20 protein-coding genes are annotated in these 15,894 nt (G+C 39.6%); all 20 read right to left on the bottom strand.

The genetic code is table 11. From position 1 onward, the window contains the following. Positions 1 to 24 precede the first annotated feature (24 nt). Positions 25 to 690 (bottom strand): flagellar type III secretion system pore protein FliP, encoded by a 666-nt coding sequence (gene fliP, locus MKX55_RS14800; protein ID WP_042535014.1) that lies wholly within the window; start codon positions 688 to 690, stop codon positions 25 to 27. Further along, positions 683 to 1,360 (bottom strand): flagellar biosynthetic protein FliO, encoded by a 678-nt coding sequence (gene fliO / locus MKX55_RS14805; RefSeq protein WP_193064969.1) that lies wholly within the window; start codon positions 1,358 to 1,360, stop codon positions 683 to 685. Before fliO ends, fliP begins: the two co-directional genes overlap by 8 nt. Positions 1,361 to 1,393: 33 nt before the next feature. Further along, positions 1,394 to 1,756 (bottom strand): response regulator, encoded by a 363-nt coding sequence (locus MKX55_RS14810; RefSeq protein ID WP_042535016.1) that lies wholly within the window; start codon positions 1,754 to 1,756, stop codon positions 1,394 to 1,396. A gap of 37 nt (positions 1,757 to 1,793) precedes the next feature. After that, positions 1,794 to 3,014 (bottom strand): flagellar motor switch phosphatase FliY, encoded by a 1,221-nt coding sequence (fliY, locus tag MKX55_RS14815; RefSeq protein WP_339233360.1) that lies wholly within the window; start codon positions 3,012 to 3,014, stop codon positions 1,794 to 1,796. Continuing rightward, entirely contained in the window at positions 3,004 to 3,996 is a 993-nt protein-coding gene (gene fliM / locus MKX55_RS14820; protein WP_339178209.1) for a flagellar motor switch protein FliM, read from the bottom strand. Before fliM ends, fliY begins: the two co-directional genes overlap by 11 nt. Before the next feature lie 31 nt (positions 3,997 to 4,027). After that, entirely contained in the window at positions 4,028 to 4,447 is a 420-nt protein-coding gene (gene fliL, locus MKX55_RS14825; RefSeq protein ID WP_042535022.1) for a flagellar basal body-associated protein FliL, read from the bottom strand. Beyond that, positions 4,440 to 4,658 (bottom strand): flagellar FlbD family protein, encoded by a 219-nt coding sequence (locus MKX55_RS14830; protein ID WP_040980122.1) that lies wholly within the window; start codon positions 4,656 to 4,658, stop codon positions 4,440 to 4,442. Before MKX55_RS14830 ends, fliL begins: the two co-directional genes overlap by 8 nt. A gap of 54 nt (positions 4,659 to 4,712) precedes the next feature. After that, a complete protein-coding gene (gene flgG / locus MKX55_RS14835; RefSeq protein WP_339233361.1) occupies positions 4,713 to 5,504 on the bottom strand; it encodes a flagellar basal body rod protein FlgG in 792 nt (263 codons plus the stop codon). Between the two features lie 81 nt (positions 5,505 to 5,585). Next, complete coding sequence (locus MKX55_RS14840) at positions 5,586 to 5,951, bottom strand: TIGR02530 family flagellar biosynthesis protein (protein WP_042535026.1); 366 nt, start codon at positions 5,949 to 5,951, stop codon at positions 5,586 to 5,588. Beyond that, positions 5,951 to 6,463 (bottom strand): flagellar hook assembly protein FlgD, encoded by a 513-nt coding sequence (flgD, locus tag MKX55_RS14845; protein WP_339233362.1) that lies wholly within the window; start codon positions 6,461 to 6,463, stop codon positions 5,951 to 5,953. The genes MKX55_RS14840 and flgD overlap by 1 nt, the downstream gene beginning before the upstream one ends. Positions 6,464 to 6,508: 45 nt before the next feature. Further along, positions 6,509 to 8,323: a flagellar hook-length control protein FliK gene (locus tag MKX55_RS14850; RefSeq protein ID WP_339238539.1), complete on the bottom strand. Its 1,815-nt coding sequence runs from the start codon at positions 8,321 to 8,323 to the stop codon at positions 6,509 to 6,511. 40 nt (positions 8,324 to 8,363) lie between these two features. Beyond that, entirely contained in the window at positions 8,364 to 9,011 is a 648-nt protein-coding gene (locus tag MKX55_RS14855) for a hypothetical protein (RefSeq protein WP_339178217.1), read from the bottom strand. Positions 9,012 to 9,016: 5 nt separating this feature from the next. Continuing rightward, positions 9,017 to 9,463, bottom strand: a complete 447-nt coding sequence (gene fliJ, locus MKX55_RS14860) for a flagellar export protein FliJ (protein WP_339178220.1) — start codon at positions 9,461 to 9,463, stop codon at positions 9,017 to 9,019. A 14-nt stretch (positions 9,464 to 9,477) separates the two neighbouring features. Further along, positions 9,478 to 10,788 carry a flagellar protein export ATPase FliI gene (gene fliI, locus MKX55_RS14865; RefSeq protein ID WP_339233363.1) on the bottom strand — a complete coding sequence of 437 codons (1,311 nt, stop codon included), beginning with the start codon at positions 10,786 to 10,788 and terminating at the stop codon, positions 9,478 to 9,480. Then, the gene (gene fliH, locus MKX55_RS14870; protein ID WP_339233364.1) at positions 10,785 to 11,522 is read right to left on the bottom strand and encodes a flagellar assembly protein FliH; all 738 of its coding nucleotides are present in this window, start codon (positions 11,520 to 11,522) and stop codon (positions 10,785 to 10,787) included. The genes fliI and fliH overlap by 4 nt, the downstream gene beginning before the upstream one ends. Then, positions 11,515 to 12,525, bottom strand: a complete 1,011-nt coding sequence (fliG, locus tag MKX55_RS14875; protein WP_339233366.1) for a flagellar motor switch protein FliG — start codon at positions 12,523 to 12,525, stop codon at positions 11,515 to 11,517. The genes fliH and fliG overlap by 8 nt, the downstream gene beginning before the upstream one ends. Positions 12,526 to 12,537: 12 nt before the next feature. Then, complete coding sequence (fliF, locus tag MKX55_RS14880; protein ID WP_339233367.1) at positions 12,538 to 14,157, bottom strand: flagellar basal-body MS-ring/collar protein FliF; 1,620 nt, start codon at positions 14,155 to 14,157, stop codon at positions 12,538 to 12,540. Between the two features lie 227 nt (positions 14,158 to 14,384). Beyond that, positions 14,385 to 14,687 carry a flagellar hook-basal body complex protein FliE gene (fliE, locus tag MKX55_RS14885; protein WP_042535038.1) on the bottom strand — a complete coding sequence of 101 codons (303 nt, stop codon included), beginning with the start codon at positions 14,685 to 14,687 and terminating at the stop codon, positions 14,385 to 14,387. Positions 14,688 to 14,710: 23 nt separating this feature from the next. Further along, a complete protein-coding gene (gene flgC / locus MKX55_RS14890) occupies positions 14,711 to 15,163 on the bottom strand; it encodes a flagellar basal body rod protein FlgC (protein WP_339233369.1) in 453 nt (150 codons plus the stop codon). Positions 15,164 to 15,165: 2 nt separating this feature from the next. Beyond that, on the bottom strand, positions 15,166 to 15,558 hold the full coding sequence (flgB, locus tag MKX55_RS14895) for a flagellar basal body rod protein FlgB (protein WP_339233370.1): 393 nt from the start codon (positions 15,556 to 15,558) through the stop codon (positions 15,166 to 15,168). Positions 15,559 to 15,894: the final 336 nt, after the last annotated feature.

The raw sequence follows: 15,894 nt of genomic DNA on the forward strand, positions 1-15,894 counted from the left end.
CCTTCCACTTTCAATACGGCTTTTTTAGAAACCACCGAGCAGTGACTGCGTAATCAAATACCACCCATCCACTAACACAAACAATAATATTTTAAATGGCAATGAAATCATTACCGGCGGCAGCATCATCATCCCCATGGACATTAAGATACTTGCAACAGCCATATCAATAATTAAAAATGGAATAAAAATCATAAAGCCCATCTGAAATGCTGTTTTTAATTCACTGATTGCAAATGCAGGGACTAAGGTGGTCAACGGAATATCCTGTACCGTTTCCGGCGGTTCTGCCTCTGTATAACTCAGGAATAATTGCAAATCCTTCTGCCTTGTATGCTGTGCCATAAATTCTTTTAACGGAACACTTGCATTTTCGTATGCTTCATCCAACGTTATCTCCTCTTCAAAAAGCGGAGATAACCCTTGTTCATAGACTTCCGAAAAGGTAGGAGCCATGATAAAGAACGTCATAAACAAAGCAATACCGATGAGTACCTGATTTGGGGGCATCTGCTGCGTAGCTAATGATGTACGTACAAAGGATAAAACAATAATGATCCGTGTAAAGCTCGTCATTAAAATTAAAATTCCCGGAGCTAAGGAAAAAATCGTTAATAATAACAGCAGCCTCACAGAGGTGGCTATATTCGTCGGGTCAGAGCTTGAAAAGATATCTATAAAATCATTCATTTAAATCGTCCTTATGCTTATTAATAAGATTCTGGCGATTTTTACGAATCGATTTCAGCTCCCTGGTCAGTAATTGATCAAAAGACTTGCCAGACGCTTTCTTCCCATTGTCATTTTTTTCTCTTGAAAAGAATGATAATGGATCTGAACCCTTCTCTGCTGACTGATCAAGCAACTGTTCTATTGTTTCTGGATCATCGATTTCCTCTAAAAGCTCCACATTATCTCCAACGCCAATAAGATAATATTTGTTTCCAACACGGATAATTTGAACAGATTTATTCGCTCCGACAGATACTCCGCCTACATTGCGCAGGAGACCCGGCTGCTGATTAAATCCATTTCTTTTTCCTAAAAATTTCAATACAACATAAACTAAACCTAATACCAAAGCCAGACCAATAATCAGTCTAACCATCTGCCAGCCCATAGATGAATTGTCAGCATCGTCCTCCACTAAAAATTCATTGTCATTGTTCATGATTGTATCCTCATCATTTTCATTCGGCTGTGGCTGTTCATTATCTATGTTTACTTCTTCTTCGTTACACTCCTCTTCATTTTCGAGGCAGTCTAACACATTTGCTTCTGCACCTACGCTGATTGGGAGCAGCAGAAATAATAGAATCCCTGCTCCCAACGCATAGATACGCCATGATTGCTTCTTCAATCTCGTCAACTCACTTTTTAAATTGAAGTCTATTTAGCCGAGTGCTTTTTGAATTGCTTCAATGACACGGTCTGCTTGGAATGGTTTAACGATAAAATCTTTTGCTCCTGCCTGGATTGCATCAATAACCATTGCCTGCTGTCCCATAGCTGAACACATAATGACTTTTGCGTTTGAATTAACCTGAAGAATTTCTTTTAATGCTGCTAATCCATCTTTTTCCGGCATCGTAATATCCATTGTTACTAAATCAGGCTGAAGTTCCTTATATTTTTCAACAGCTTCGTTGCCGTCCTGTGCTTCCCCAACCACTTCAAAATCATTCTTTGTTAAAATATCCTTGATCATCATTCTCATAAAAGCTGCATCATCTACTATTAAAATCTTTTGGCCCATTTTTTCTCTCTCCTTCAATATACTTAATTATGCATATCTATTTTCTTAAATGCTGGATTCTATCATGCTGACTGACAATATCTGTTACACGAACCCCAAAGTTCTCGTCAATAACTACCACTTCTCCTTCAGCAACTAACTTTTCGTTTACAAGAATATCAACAGGTTCTCCCGCCAGTTTATCTAATTCAATAATAGAGCCTGCTCCCAGTTCTAATATTTCCTTGATAGACTGTTTTGTCCTGCCCAGTTCTACAGTGACTCTTAATGGGATATCCATTAACATATCTAAATTCCGCTGTCCTTGATAATTGAGCGGAGCCTGTTCGAACTCTGAAAATGCTGCTTCCTGTACATCTGCTGTTTGAGAGCTTGGTCTTCCTAAGATCTCATCATTTTTTTGGTTAGCGGCGCCTGCATCTTCAGCAGCCTTTCTGACTGGCGGTTCTTGTTCTGCTTGTTTCTTTTCAGTTACCGGTGCAGAAGCAACAGCTGAATCTGTATTTACACTTGCTGCAGTCTGACTTACTGCTGCTTCTGGTTCCTCTTTGACAGCAGGCTCTTCTTTAGCTTCAGGAGCCGGATTCATTAATTGATGTACTAATTCTTTAGCAAAATCCAGCGGAACCAGCTGTACCATATTGGAATCTATTAAATCTCCAACCATTAACTTGAAAAATACTTTAACGTACACTTCGTCTTTAAATAAACCTTCTTTTTTCTGATTTTCCAGTCCATGAATAATCTCAGGCGGTGAAATATCTATTTTCTTATTAAAAACAGTAGACATGCTGGTAGCAGCTGCTCCCATCATCTGATTCATGGCTTCTTGAACGGCACTGAGGTGCATTTCGTTCAGTTCTTTATCCGGGTTTGTCCCGTCTCCGCCGAGCATAATATCTGCGATTACTGCCGCATCCTCTGATTTAATGAAAAACACATTATTGCCAGTAAAGCCTTCTATGTAATTAACTTGAACACTCACAGGTTTAAATGTAACTTCTTCTTCTAATTGATCCTTGCCGATTACCGTGACAGCCGGTGTAGTAATTTCTACCTTTTGGTTTAACAGTGTAGACAGTGTAGTAGCAGAGCTTCCAAAGGAAATATTACCGATTTCCCCCAAAGCATCCTTTTCGATACTTGTTAAAAATGCTTCATCTGCCGCCTGCTCCTGCTGGTCATCCTCCTGTTCATCTGCAGGCACCTTAAGCAGGGCATCTATTTCTTCTTGTGACAGCTTGCCATCATTCATCATTTTCCATCACCCCATTCAGTTCCTCTAATACTTGGACAGACATTTTATGCCGATACTTTCCCGGCTGTACAAGAAACTTAAATTCATCATTTACAGCCATTTTTAATGGTGCATCAATTGCTTGATCCAAAGCAATCACATCGCCGACAGAGAACTTCAAAAATTCATCAATATTGATGGATGCTTCCCCGAGAACGGTTTTTACTTCTACATCGGTATTTTGAAGGTACTTCGACATTCTTTGCAGACTTTTTTCATCTTTGTTTTTATTTGTCTGCATCCAATAGCTTGCAGAAAGCTTTGGTATAATCGGCTCCAAGATGATATGTGGAATACATATATTAATCATTCCGGATACCTCTCCAATCATAGCGGCTAACGAAACAACTACCACCGTTTCTGTAGGTGCAACGATTTGCATGAATTGGGGGTTCTCCTCGAATTCTTCTAAAATGGGTTCGATATCTGCAACAGATGACCAAGCTTCCTTTAAGCTGACTTCTGCTTTCTCAAATAATTGTGTGAGCAAAATCTTTTCAATTTCTGTCAAACTGCTTGTTTTCGAACCAGTAGAACCTTTCCCTCCAAGTAATCGTTCCAGTAATGCAAATGCTACATTGGGATTGATTTCCATGATTAAATTGCCATCTAATGGCTCCAAACTATAAATATTAAGTACGGTCGGCTTCGGTACAGAGCGTATAAATTCCTCATAAGGCACTTGGTCGACAGAGGTAACATTAATATTCACGTATGTCCTGAGCTGTGTAGCAAAAAAAGTTGTCAGCAATCTTGCATAATTCTCATGCAGTCTTGAAATGCTGCGTATCTGGTCTTTCGAAAAACGTAACGCTCTCTTAAAATCATAGACACGAATGCGTTTTTCATCTTCTTCTTTTTTCAATTCTTCCGCATCCATTTCTCCTGATGTTATCGCTGAAAGCAAGGCATCAATTTCATTTTGCGATAATACCTCATCCATAAACTTTAGTCACCTCCTGACATGGTAGAATCTATTGAAGTATTTTCTTAATGGTATATACTTCGGTAACCGTTCCTTCTGTCATCATTTCATTTAAATCTGTTTTCAATGTATCCTCAAGCTCGTCCAGACCTGTTTGAAAATCATCCACTTCCATAACGGCCAATTCTTTAATTAATAAATTCGTAATTTGAAAGCCCCGTTTTTCTAATTCTTCCACTGCTTTATTATCATCTGTAATAACTTGAAATTGAACCTGGACATATCTGTCATCCTTAATATCTGTGGTCACCTCTGGCGTTTCATAAGAATGGCTGACCATATCATCAATCGATTGCTCTCCAGAAGTTTCTTCCGGCTCATTAACATAGATAACGATAATAAGCGTTGCTACAACGCCAACAAGTAATGTAATAATAGATGTCATAGCTATTTTTACTATTTTACTCATTCTTTTCACCTGCCTTTAACGGGAGTGCGGGAAAACCAATCTGGTGATAAAAGGCTGTTACCTTTTCAATAATTTCTTCTTCGCTTTCTTTGACAAACACCTTTTTTCCGTTTAATAGAGAAATGCTTGTATCGGCATATGCCTGGACCTGCTCAATCATGATAGCATTCAGAACAAAAGGTTCATTATTTAATCGGGTTAATCGAATCATACGTTATCGGGACTAACCTGATGTCCGTTCAGGTCAGTCCCCTTCCCCCCTTGCTTATCGTTTTAGATTAACAAGCTCTTGTAAAATTTCATCAGACGTTGTAATTATTCTCGTGTTTGCCTGAAATGAACGCTGTGCTGTAATCATTTCTGTGAACTCTTCGGATAAGTCAACGTTAGACATTTCCAGTGCACCGCTAACGATTTCTCCTGATCCGTTATCTCCTCCTGGTGCACCTAAGTTTGGCTGACCAGAATTATTAGTAGCCGCATACAAATTACCTCCAACTTTTTCTAATCCAGACGGGTTAGAAAACTTTGCTAACGCAATTTGTCCAGCTGCTACAGTGTTATCACCAATCGTGTAATTTACTGTTCCATCTGGCTGTACACTGAAGCCATCGGCATCTTCTGGAATATTAATAGCCCCTCCGCCGTTAGCTTGTAGATAATAACCATTTGCATTGACGATATCTCCATTATCATCTAAGTAAAAATTACCAGCACGAGTATAGTACGTCGCACCATCTCCTTGAACAGCAAACATCCCATCACCATCTATTGCAAAATCTAGTGGATTATTAGTTGTTTGTGGTGCTCCTGGTGTATGAACATTGCTGATAGCTCCCTGCTGTGAACCAAGGCCAATTTGAGAGGCATTTATTCCTCCTCGTCCCCCTCCTGCTCCCTGCGCTGCAGAAGTTGTCTGACTCATCATATCCTGAAAATTGATATTCGATTTTTTATAGCCTGATGTATTCACGTTTGCAATATTATTACCGATAACATCTAATTTTGTTTGTGAATTTTTCATTCCTGAAATACCTGCGTACATTGAACGTAACATGATTATTTCCCCTTTTTATTTTCATTTGACCGCTTCTGTCATTCCGCGGCAGTAGGCTTCCCATAAAGGGTCCGGCCTTTTTTACAATAAAATTGTTCCATCAATATTGGTAAATACTTTTTTATCTGCTTCTGATTGATTTAGCGCTGTAATCACTGTATTATTTTTGACACTGACTACCATTGCATTGCCATCAATTACGACCAGTGCATCTTTTACACCTTTTTGTTTTGCTTCTTTTACTTTCTCTTGAATAGACTGCCATTCTTGATTGCTAAGCTGGATATTCCGCTCTTGCATCCGTTCTGCAGCATGCTTACTGATTGTCAGCTCTTGCTGATTTTGAAGAATATCTCTAAAGGAAATTGCTCCTTTTTTGGGTGCCGCTTTTTGTATATGCTGTTCCTGAGATATAGGTGGTACGATTGGTTGGATTGGGCGAACCATTATTCTTCTCCCTCCTCATTTTCCGAAGGGTCTGTCACCTCATTTTCTGATTCATTATCAGTTTCTTCTCCGGATGCTCCTACTTCAATAACAGTATCAGCATAGATTTTTTCGCCATTTTCTAAATGAAAAACAGCCCATCCATCCTGTTCAGACACAGAAACAATTTTGCTTGATTCCACACCTGTTTCTCTTCCGGTCTCTTTATCAAAGGTTCTATAATTTACCGTTTCTCCAATCATATGACTATATTGAATAGCCGGAGATACGAGCTGATTATTGACTAAGAGTTCCATCGAATTAGACATATTCGTCATCTGCTCCAGGGAAGAAAATGATGCCATTTGCGCAATAAATTCAGATTCATCCATCGTATTCATCGGATTCTGGTTTTGCATTTGTGCAATCAATAATTTTAAGAATTCGTCTTTCCCCAGTTCAGAAGAAGGCTCTCTTGTTTTTGGCTGATTACTTAAGTATAAAGATGGATCTATAGAAGTGATCGTTGTCACCGCCTTTCAAATTCCGGCTACATTTTTGTACAGCTGTGGTTATTATTAAACTTGCTCTTCTATATTTTGCGATAGCAGCTTCTCCATAAATGATTCAAAGGATTCTGTTTCAGAAGACGAATCCTGTTCTTTCGAGTCAGAAGCTGTTTCCTGTTGCTCTGAATGCTGCCCGCTTTGATTTTCTTTCGCATTTTTCGATGCGTCTGTCTGCGAAGCATTCACATTATCCTGCCTTTCAACCGATACCTGATGCGGTGAAAACACATTTCTCAGCTGATGCAGATTCGATTCCAATACTTCCTTCACCGCTTTAGAAGAAACAAGCATCTGTACTGTCAATTCCCCATTTGTCTGAATAAAACGTATCGTCATATCACCTAGGTTCTCCGGTCTCAATTGGATGGAGATGGGATTTTGTCCTCGTACAAAATTTTGCAGGCGCTGGCTTTGTACGATTGTTTCAATTTTATCGATCAGCTCTTTACCTGATAGACCTTTCGATGAATCTGTCTGCCCCATCTGAACAATAAATTGTTCTATCTTGGAGATAGGAAGACTGTCCTGCTTAAAAACAGCCGGCGATGCATCTTGGAATGATGTTTGCAGCCAGGCTGCCATTTTCGGCTCGATACGAGGAGCAGCTTCAGCTTCTGCTTTTACTGGCTGGTGGTAACCTGTTTCATTAGCTGTCTGCCTGACTAATTGGACATCCTTGTTCTGTTTGGTAACTCCAGGAGATACTTCTTTAAAAATGGATTGCAGCCACCCTGCAATTCTAGCTTCCACACGCTGTAACCCTTCTGCATCTGGTCTGGATTTATCGGCCTGTTCGACCACCGCAGAATTTGCTTTACGGTTGTTTAGCATTTGTCCTTCTGGCAAGCTGGCGGCCAGCAATTGATGTGCAATTTGATTTACTATCTGACTGGAAACGGGTGAATCTGCTTTTTGGAGCTGCTGGATTATACCTTGGATGAATTGCTGCATTTTGGCCTGCTGCTCTGCCTGTTCAGCATCAACCCAACTACCTTTCACTTGCTCTTCAGTCATTAAACCGGCTTCAATCACTAAATCAGCTATCTTTTTTTCTATTTGCTCCGCTGTTGCCCCATCGGATCTCAGTATAAATTCATTAAAATCTTGCAAAGCCTTGATTACTTCCACATTTTCAAAGTCGTCAGCATCATTTATTTCTTCTTCCGGCAAGCCGGCTTCAAGCATTTGATACGCCATTTGATGTACCGCCTGTTCAAAAATGGAGGAATCAGCATGTTGCATTTGCTGATAAATACCGTCCAGCACTTCCTGTTTATCTATCTCAGGATTTTCATTAAAAAACTGCTCCCAATCCTGCAGCAACTGCGCTAATAAGCTGGATGTATCATGTATATCTGCAGTTTGTTCTATGCCTTGCAGCTGATTGGCTATTTCGTTATAAATATCTATCGCAGGCTGTAAATCTGCCATCGAGGATATTTCTGGGTGCTCCGCCAGCGCTGAGGATAGATGTTGGCTGAGCAGATTCTCTATCTGTAATCTTTGCTGTTCGCCATTTTCTTCTATAGAATTCTCTTGCTGAGATACTGCATTTTTCATTAACAAAGCAACGATTTCTTCCTGCAAAACATCATTATCTTTCAAAATAGCAAGTACTTCATCAGGAAGTGATTCTCCTATCTGTTCAAAAACATCTGCTAACTGCTGATTCTGATTTTGCTGAAGCGGGGTTCTTACATCCCCCCGGGCAGGTAATGATCCTGATTTCTGTAATAATAAATCACCGAAACCGGATCCTTGCTGTGTTCTTGACTTGGTATTCGTCTGATTGGAAAACATAAGATCAGCTATATTCAACCTCATCGCATTCACTTTTTCACCTCCTTTCAAGTTTTTTATATTGTTACTCCATTAACATTTGCGTATAGGTCGTCGCCGCTTCTACATTCATTTGCTGTAAAATATCACCGCGGTCCCCAGTAGACATTTCTTCTAAAATAGTTACGGCCAAATCAGCTTCCAGGTTTTCGAGAATAGCAGCTGCTTCCTTACTCTTCATACCTTCTAATGTCCTAGTCATCGAACTTTTTTCTGAAACGGCACCTGCTTCAGCTTGAGCCTGCTCTCCGCCTTGCTGCTCATCGCTTTGTTCTGTATCCTCGTTATTTTCGTTTTCTTCCTGTTCTTCTTCCAAACTGCTAATCTCGCTTTCTAAATCAGCAATTGTTTCTTCAAGCTCTTGGATTTGTTCATCTTTATTATTGATGATTTCATTTCTGCTTTCCAATTGATTTTGCAATGCCTGTAAATCATTCAATTCACTTATTTCTTCATTTGATTCATCTGTGAACATTTCTCCAACAACCGGAATGGATTGTCCTCGTTCCTTCAGCCAATCTAATGTATTAAATCCGGCAATATGTAAAACAAAAACAACAATAACAGCCAGGATAAAAAGCGGCATAGCTATTAAAAACAGCTTCATAAAGATACCTGAAGACTTCTTAACTTCCGGTTCCATTTCACTTTGTTTTTTATTTTTATTTTTCATTATTTTCACCTTTGATTTTGTCTCAGATATTGTTGCATGGACATTTCATCCATAAACTCAGCTTCCTGCTTTTTTAATACGGCTTTAGCTTCCTCTTTTTTTAAATCAATCATCTTATCGTATTTTTTATACTCAATATAAGCTTCCGATAATTTCGTTTGCTTGGAATTCATGTCATTTCTTGCTCTCTGTACTAGCAGCTGTACCGTTTGGATTTGATTGGTCAATTTTTCTATATAAGCAGACTGTTCTTTTATTTTTTCAATAGATGTAGATGCTTGAATCGCATTTTCAAAGGTACTTTCTGCCATTTCTTTTTTCTTCAATAAGCTGTATAACTCTCTGGCGATTTTCTCAAATGTTTCTTGGGATTCCGCATAAGCCCGCTGAGCTACTTGCTTCTCATTATCATGCATATCCCGTATTTTAGCTAAACTGGATATCTTAGCCATTTAAAACAACTCCTTTATTGAACCAGGTTTTTCATCATCTGTACGGTTTCTTCAAAACTAACTTGCTCGTAGACCCCTTGTTTTAAAAAAGAAACAATATTTGGATATGATGCCACAGCTAAGTCCACTTCAGGGTTTGTTCCTTTTTTATATGCGCCGATAGAGATTAATTCGTTATTTTCTTCGTAGGTAGCGAGAAGCGTCCTTAATTTTGTAGCAATTTGCTGATGCTCATTTGTTGTAATCACATTCATGACCCTGCTGATTGACTTCAACACATTGATTGCAGGATACTGGCCTCTTTCTGCGATTTTCCGATCCAGAACAATATGGCCGTCCAATATTCCTCTCACTGCATCAGCAATTGGCTCATTCATATCATCGCCGTCAACGAGCACGGTATAAAAACCCGTAATCGAACCATTTTCATCTGTCCCTGCCCGCTCTAAAAGCTTTGGTAAGATCGAGAATACGCTCGGAGTATATCCCTTTGTTGTTGGAGGCTCCCCCACCGCCAGACCAATTTCCCTTTGTGCCATCGCAACCCGGGTAACAGAATCCATCATTAAATTCACATTAAACCCTTGTTCCCTGAAGTATTCACTGATTGCCGTTGCTGTATATGCCCCACGAATTCGCATAAGTGCAGGCTGATCAGAGGTTGCTGCAACAATAATGGATTTTTTTAGTCCTTCTTCTCCTAAATCATGCTCAATAAATTCCCGGACCTCTCTTCCTCGTTCGCCGATAAGAGCAATAATGTTCACATCCGCATTGCTATTCCTTGCAATCATTCCCAGCAATGTACTTTTTCCTACACCGCTCCCGGCGAACAAACCGACACGCTGGCCTATTCCCATTGATAAAAAGCCATCAATTGCCCGGACGCCAACCTGTAGCGGCTGCCTGATTGTCGGTCTGGAAAGGGGGTTTGGCGGCTTTCTCTCCGTTTGATAACCTGTTAAGCCTTTAGGCAGGGCTTCCCCGTCTAAAAGTGGTTTTCCCAGCGGGTCCAGCACATGACCTATCAAGCTCCGGCCAACTTTTACGTTTAATGGATTTCCAGTGGCTTCTACTAAACAGCCTGAACCTACTTCATTTACTTCCCGATAAGGCATTAAAATGATTTTTTCATTTTGAAACCCTACCACTTCTGCTAAAATAGGCTCTCCCTTATCAGAGCTTGTATGGATGTAACAAACCTCGCCGATGTTTGCTGCAGGTCCTTCCGATTCAATCATCAAACCTACAACACGAATCACTTTTCCATACCGTTTATATGGAACGGTCTTCTCTATGACTGAAATCAAGGCCTCTTTATTCATTCGGCATCCTCCATGACATAATCCATTAGTGCTTCCCGGATTTTTTCAAGCTGTGTATTCACACTTGTTTCTATCTGACCGTGCGGATATTGGATAATACAGTCTGTCGGCTGAATGTTCATATCAGCGTGGATAGAAAGTTTCGTTTCATCTCCGATTATGCGCTGCAGCTCTTCCTGATAGGAATGAACCTCTTCATAATAATCCGGGTGGATAATAATGCTAATAGTTGGCTGAGATTTCACTTCATCGAGTGCATCCTTTATTAATGTTCTGATATAATCCGGCTGCTCCTTCAGCTCATTATGTAAAACTTTATTCGCTGTCGCCATGGCTATTTCTACAATACTTTCTGATTGCTTTTCCAATGTTTGATGATAATCCTCTTTCGCTATATCAACGATATGATTTGCTTCCTGCAGTTTGTGTTCAAACTGTGTATAAGCTTCTTGTTTTCCATCCTCATAACCCTTTTGGAACCCTTGTTTCCGAGCCAGCTCTATTAGCTCTTTCTTTTCTGTTTCCCATTTATTCCGTGCTTCCTCTATCTGGTTATCCGCTTCTTCTATCCGCTTTTTCTGCTGTTCTTCAACGGAAGCTAATTCTTGTTTTTGGAAGGAAATTGCCTCCGTTAATTGCCGGTGTACTTCTGTTGTGTCATCTTGAGGAGTATTGGCTCGCGTAACAATAGACTCAATTGGTTTGATCGATATTTGTTTTTTTACATCAGACAATAATATCGTCTCCTCCGCCTCGTGCCACCACAATTTCTCCTTTTTCTTCCAGTCCGCGTATCACATTGACAATTCTTGTTTGTGCCTCTTCCACATCTTTTAGACGCACCGGCCCCATAAATTCCATTTCCTCTTTAAAGGTGGTCACCATCCGTTCAGACATGTTTTGGAACACAATATCCTTCACTTCATTGCTTGCTACTTTGAGAGATAATCGCAGGTCATCATTGTCAACTTCTCTGATAACACGCTGAATCGCCCGGTTATCCAATGTAACAATATCTTCAAATACAAACATTCTTTTCTTGATCTCTTCCGCCAAATCCGGGTCCTGTGTCTCCAGGGCTTCTAATATCGTTCTTTCTGTTGAACGATCGACTCCATTCAGCACTTCTACCACCGTTTGGATACCGCCCGTCTGTGTATAATCTTCTGTCATGGACGAAGATATATTTTTCTCAAGCACCTGCTCTATTTGACTGATAATCTCTGGAGAGGTCGAGTCCATCGTAGCAATTCTGCTGGCCACATCCGCCTGTACATTTTTGGGCAGTGCAGAGAGTATTTGACCGCTCTGTTCCGCATCCAGATAAGAGAGAATCAGTGCAATAGTTTGCGGATGCTCTCCCTGAATATAATTCAAAACCTGCTGCGGGTCTGCTTTTCTGGCAAAATCAAACGGTCTCACCTGCAAGGAAGAGGTCAGGCGATTAATAATACTGGATGCCTCCTGCTTCCCGAATGCTTTTTCCAAGACCGTTTTAGCATATCCAATCCCTCCCTGAGAGATATAGTCTTGTGCCACTGCAATCTGATGAAATTGGTTTAATATATCTTCTTTTAAATTAGAATCTACCTTTTTAACAGAGGAAATATCCAAGCTCAGCTTTTCAATTTCTTCCTCTGATAGATATTTATACACTTGTGCTGATACATCCGGACCTAATGAGATTAAAAGAATGGCTGCTTTTTGTCTGCCTGTCAGTGTATTTTTTCTTGCCATAAATAAAACCTCCTAATCCTCATTCATCCAGCTGCGTAATAATTTCGCAAATTCTTCTGGTTTTTCGTTTGCAATTTTCTCCAATTGTTTTCTTCTGATAACTTCTTCTGTATCTTCTCTAGGAAGCTCCGGAATAATTGGTTCTTCATTATCTGCTACAGAAGCTAACGGCTGCTCTTCCTCGATTTCCTCTTCCAGCCATTCTTCCTCTGTACGATTCCTTCTGAGCATAAAGAGTAAAATAATGATGACAATTAGTAAAATTCCGCCAATAATATAAAGCCATATAGGGATTCCTGCTCCTGACGGTTCTTCCTGCTCCCCGACTGAAGTGCTGAATTCCTGAAAAACAATCGAGGTATTCGGATCAGCTTCTTCCTCCGTATCCTGTAAATCTCCGTCAACTGATGTTTCTATGATGGAATTCAAAATAGATTCCACACCTTCTTCTACATCTGTCTGTTCCTGCTGGTTTAAAAATTCTATTTCTCCATCTTCTCCTTGTCTTGTGCTGTTGACTGCCACCTGTATGCCAAGGTCTCTGATTTGATAAGGGCTTTCCACTATCTCACGGCGGATACGGTTAAACTCATAATTGATTGTTTCTCTATCTAATTCATAGTCTCCGTCGTTGTCGCCTTCTTCAGCAGGGAAGTTCGCAACATCTTCTTCTCCGGCTCCCGCAACACCGTCCGGGGCTCCTTGACCAGTATAAGACTCTTGAATCGTCTCCAGACTGACCGGAATGCCTTCCATTGCTTCTAAATCAACAGGCTCCACTAATTCTTCTGTACGGTTTTCTTGAGAAAAATCAATATCTGCTGTAACGGAAACAACAATATTTTCATTTCCTACCATTGTTCCGAGCATTTGCTGCAGCCTGCGCTGAATATCACGTTCTACATCTTTTTTTATGGTTTGCTGATTCGAGTATGTATCCTGACCGCCGGCTAATTGCGTTTCCTGGTCATAATATTCAAAGTACTGATTCATAATAATAATATCTTCTGCATCTAGATTAGGGATTGCCTTTGACACCAGATGATATAGACCGTCTACCTGATTTCCCTCAAATTGATATCCCGGCTGTGTATGTAACATAATAGCAACACTGGCTTCTCCTGTTGCTTCATCGGCAAACACAGGCTGTTCAGGCATGTTTATCATGACATTTGCGTCTTGTATACCTTCAATTCCTGAAATTAAATTCCCGAGCTCTGTTTGCATCGCATCTAGTTTCATGACACTGAATTCATTCTCTGTAATGCCCCAAGAGGCATTTTCACTAAAAAAAGAATAATCTATACTCCCACTGTTTGGAAGCCCCATAGAAGCAAATTCTAATAATAACGAATCAACCTGCTCCTCAGGCACCAGAATGGTAGTCCCGCCATTTTCAAGTTCATACGGCACTGTTCTGGTATCTAACTCCGTTGTAATTTGGCCGGCTTCCTGCATGGACAAATTATTATACAAAGGAACATAGTTCGAATTGGAACTAAAAAAAGTTACCGCAGCAATTAACAAAACGATTAATACTGCTCCGCCGATCATCGTCCCTTTTTGCCCCTTCGACCTGGATTTCCAAAAAGTAAAAGTGGATTCTCTCCATTTTTGTAATTTCTCTTTCATATACACTACCCTCACTAAATTCAAAACTATTCTTTGTGCACTTAAGACTGTTCAAAAAGCTCAACTAAAATAACTTATTATAAAAACTTTCTAAGTTAAGAACAGCTGCATCATGTAAATCCTGTCTTGGAATATTTTTTTGACATAATGCATTATCATATCCAAGCCGTAAGCTGATTTTTTGATTGTACTTTTTTGAACAAACATTTTCAGCTTAATTATTATCTTTACACCTGCATCCGCATAATCTCATTGTAGGCATCGATTACTTTACTCTGTACTTGGACACCTGTTTCCAGTGTGACGCTTGCTTTTTGAGCAGTTATCATCACATCATGCAGATTCTCCACACTGCCATTTGCTAATCCATTTGTTTTATTATCTGATTCTAATTGAATATGATTTAAATCCTCTATAGCATTTTTTAACATGGAAGAGAAATTACTCTGTGCTTGACTTGGAGTTAAACGCGAAGATTGCCCTTCTTCAACCGGGTTTACTGGAGGGAGATAAGTTCCAATCGTATTCATTCTGTTCTACCACCTTTAACTTTTTATTGTCCAATTTCTAATGTTTTCATAAGCATTCCCTTACTCGCATTAAAAGCAGTTACATTTGCTTCATAGGAACGGGAAGCGCTCATTAAATCAACCATTTCTTTTAAAGGGTCTACATTGGGCATTTCCACATAGCCGTCTTCATTTGCATCGGGGTGCTCCGGATTATACACAAGTTCAAACGGTGTCTGATCCTCTACTATTCCAGTTGCACGCACACCGCCGCCGGAGGCATTATTCCCTTCTGCATGCTTTAACATCTGCTTAAAGGAAGGCTTCCCTGTGCCAAATGTTGCCATTTTCCGGCGATACGGTTCAAACTCTCCATCAGCATTTTGGGTTGCTCTGGTTGTCTGTGCATTGGCCAAGTTAGAAGACACCAGATCCATACGTAATCTCTGTGAGGTCAAACCGCTTGCGCTGGCATCCATTGATTGAAAGATAGACAATTTTAATTACCTCCTCGAATGACAGATTGTAAGCTGCTGAATTTTCCATTCATACGGTCAATAAGACTGTTGTAATAAATTTGATTTTTAGCCAGCTCTGACATTTCTTTATCAATATCGACATTATTCCCGTTGTGATTATATGTAGTTGACGCGTCCTTCACAATACGGTACGGACGGTTCTCTTCTTCACCAAAGTTCAAATGACGTTCATTGGTTGTTCTCGCTTGAAGTCCAGATATCTCATTTTCCAAAGCAGATTTAAAACTTACTTTTTCCGCTTTATAGTTTGGTGTATCTGCATTTGAAATGTTATTAGAAATAACATTGTTTTTTGCAGAAGCGTACTGTATCGAATTTTCTAAGTTACCAATCGTGCCGCTAAATAAATCCATTTTATTCTTTACACCTCTTTTTTTTCATAAACACCCATAAATTACATTGTTTATACGAATTAATTTTAAATTAAGTAGTAGACAAAGTCTATGCAATTTCTACATTATTATTGACAAATTAAAAAATCATTCATTTTTACTAGACTAAAAGACCCTATAAATGATTTTTATTTGTTGTTTTTCACAAAGGCCCTCGCAAGCTTCGTATCATCTGCAAACTCTATAATACATTCTCCATAACCAAATTACATAGAAAAACAGGTCATTAGACCTTATTTTCATTCTACCTTTTAAAATAAAGGAATTCAATATGCTCATTAAAAATATTTATTAAAT

It is taken from the genome of Oceanobacillus sp. FSL W7-1281 (genome assembly GCF_037969835.1).
GTDB lineage: Bacteria > Bacillota > Bacilli > Bacillales > Amphibacillaceae > Oceanobacillus > Oceanobacillus oncorhynchi.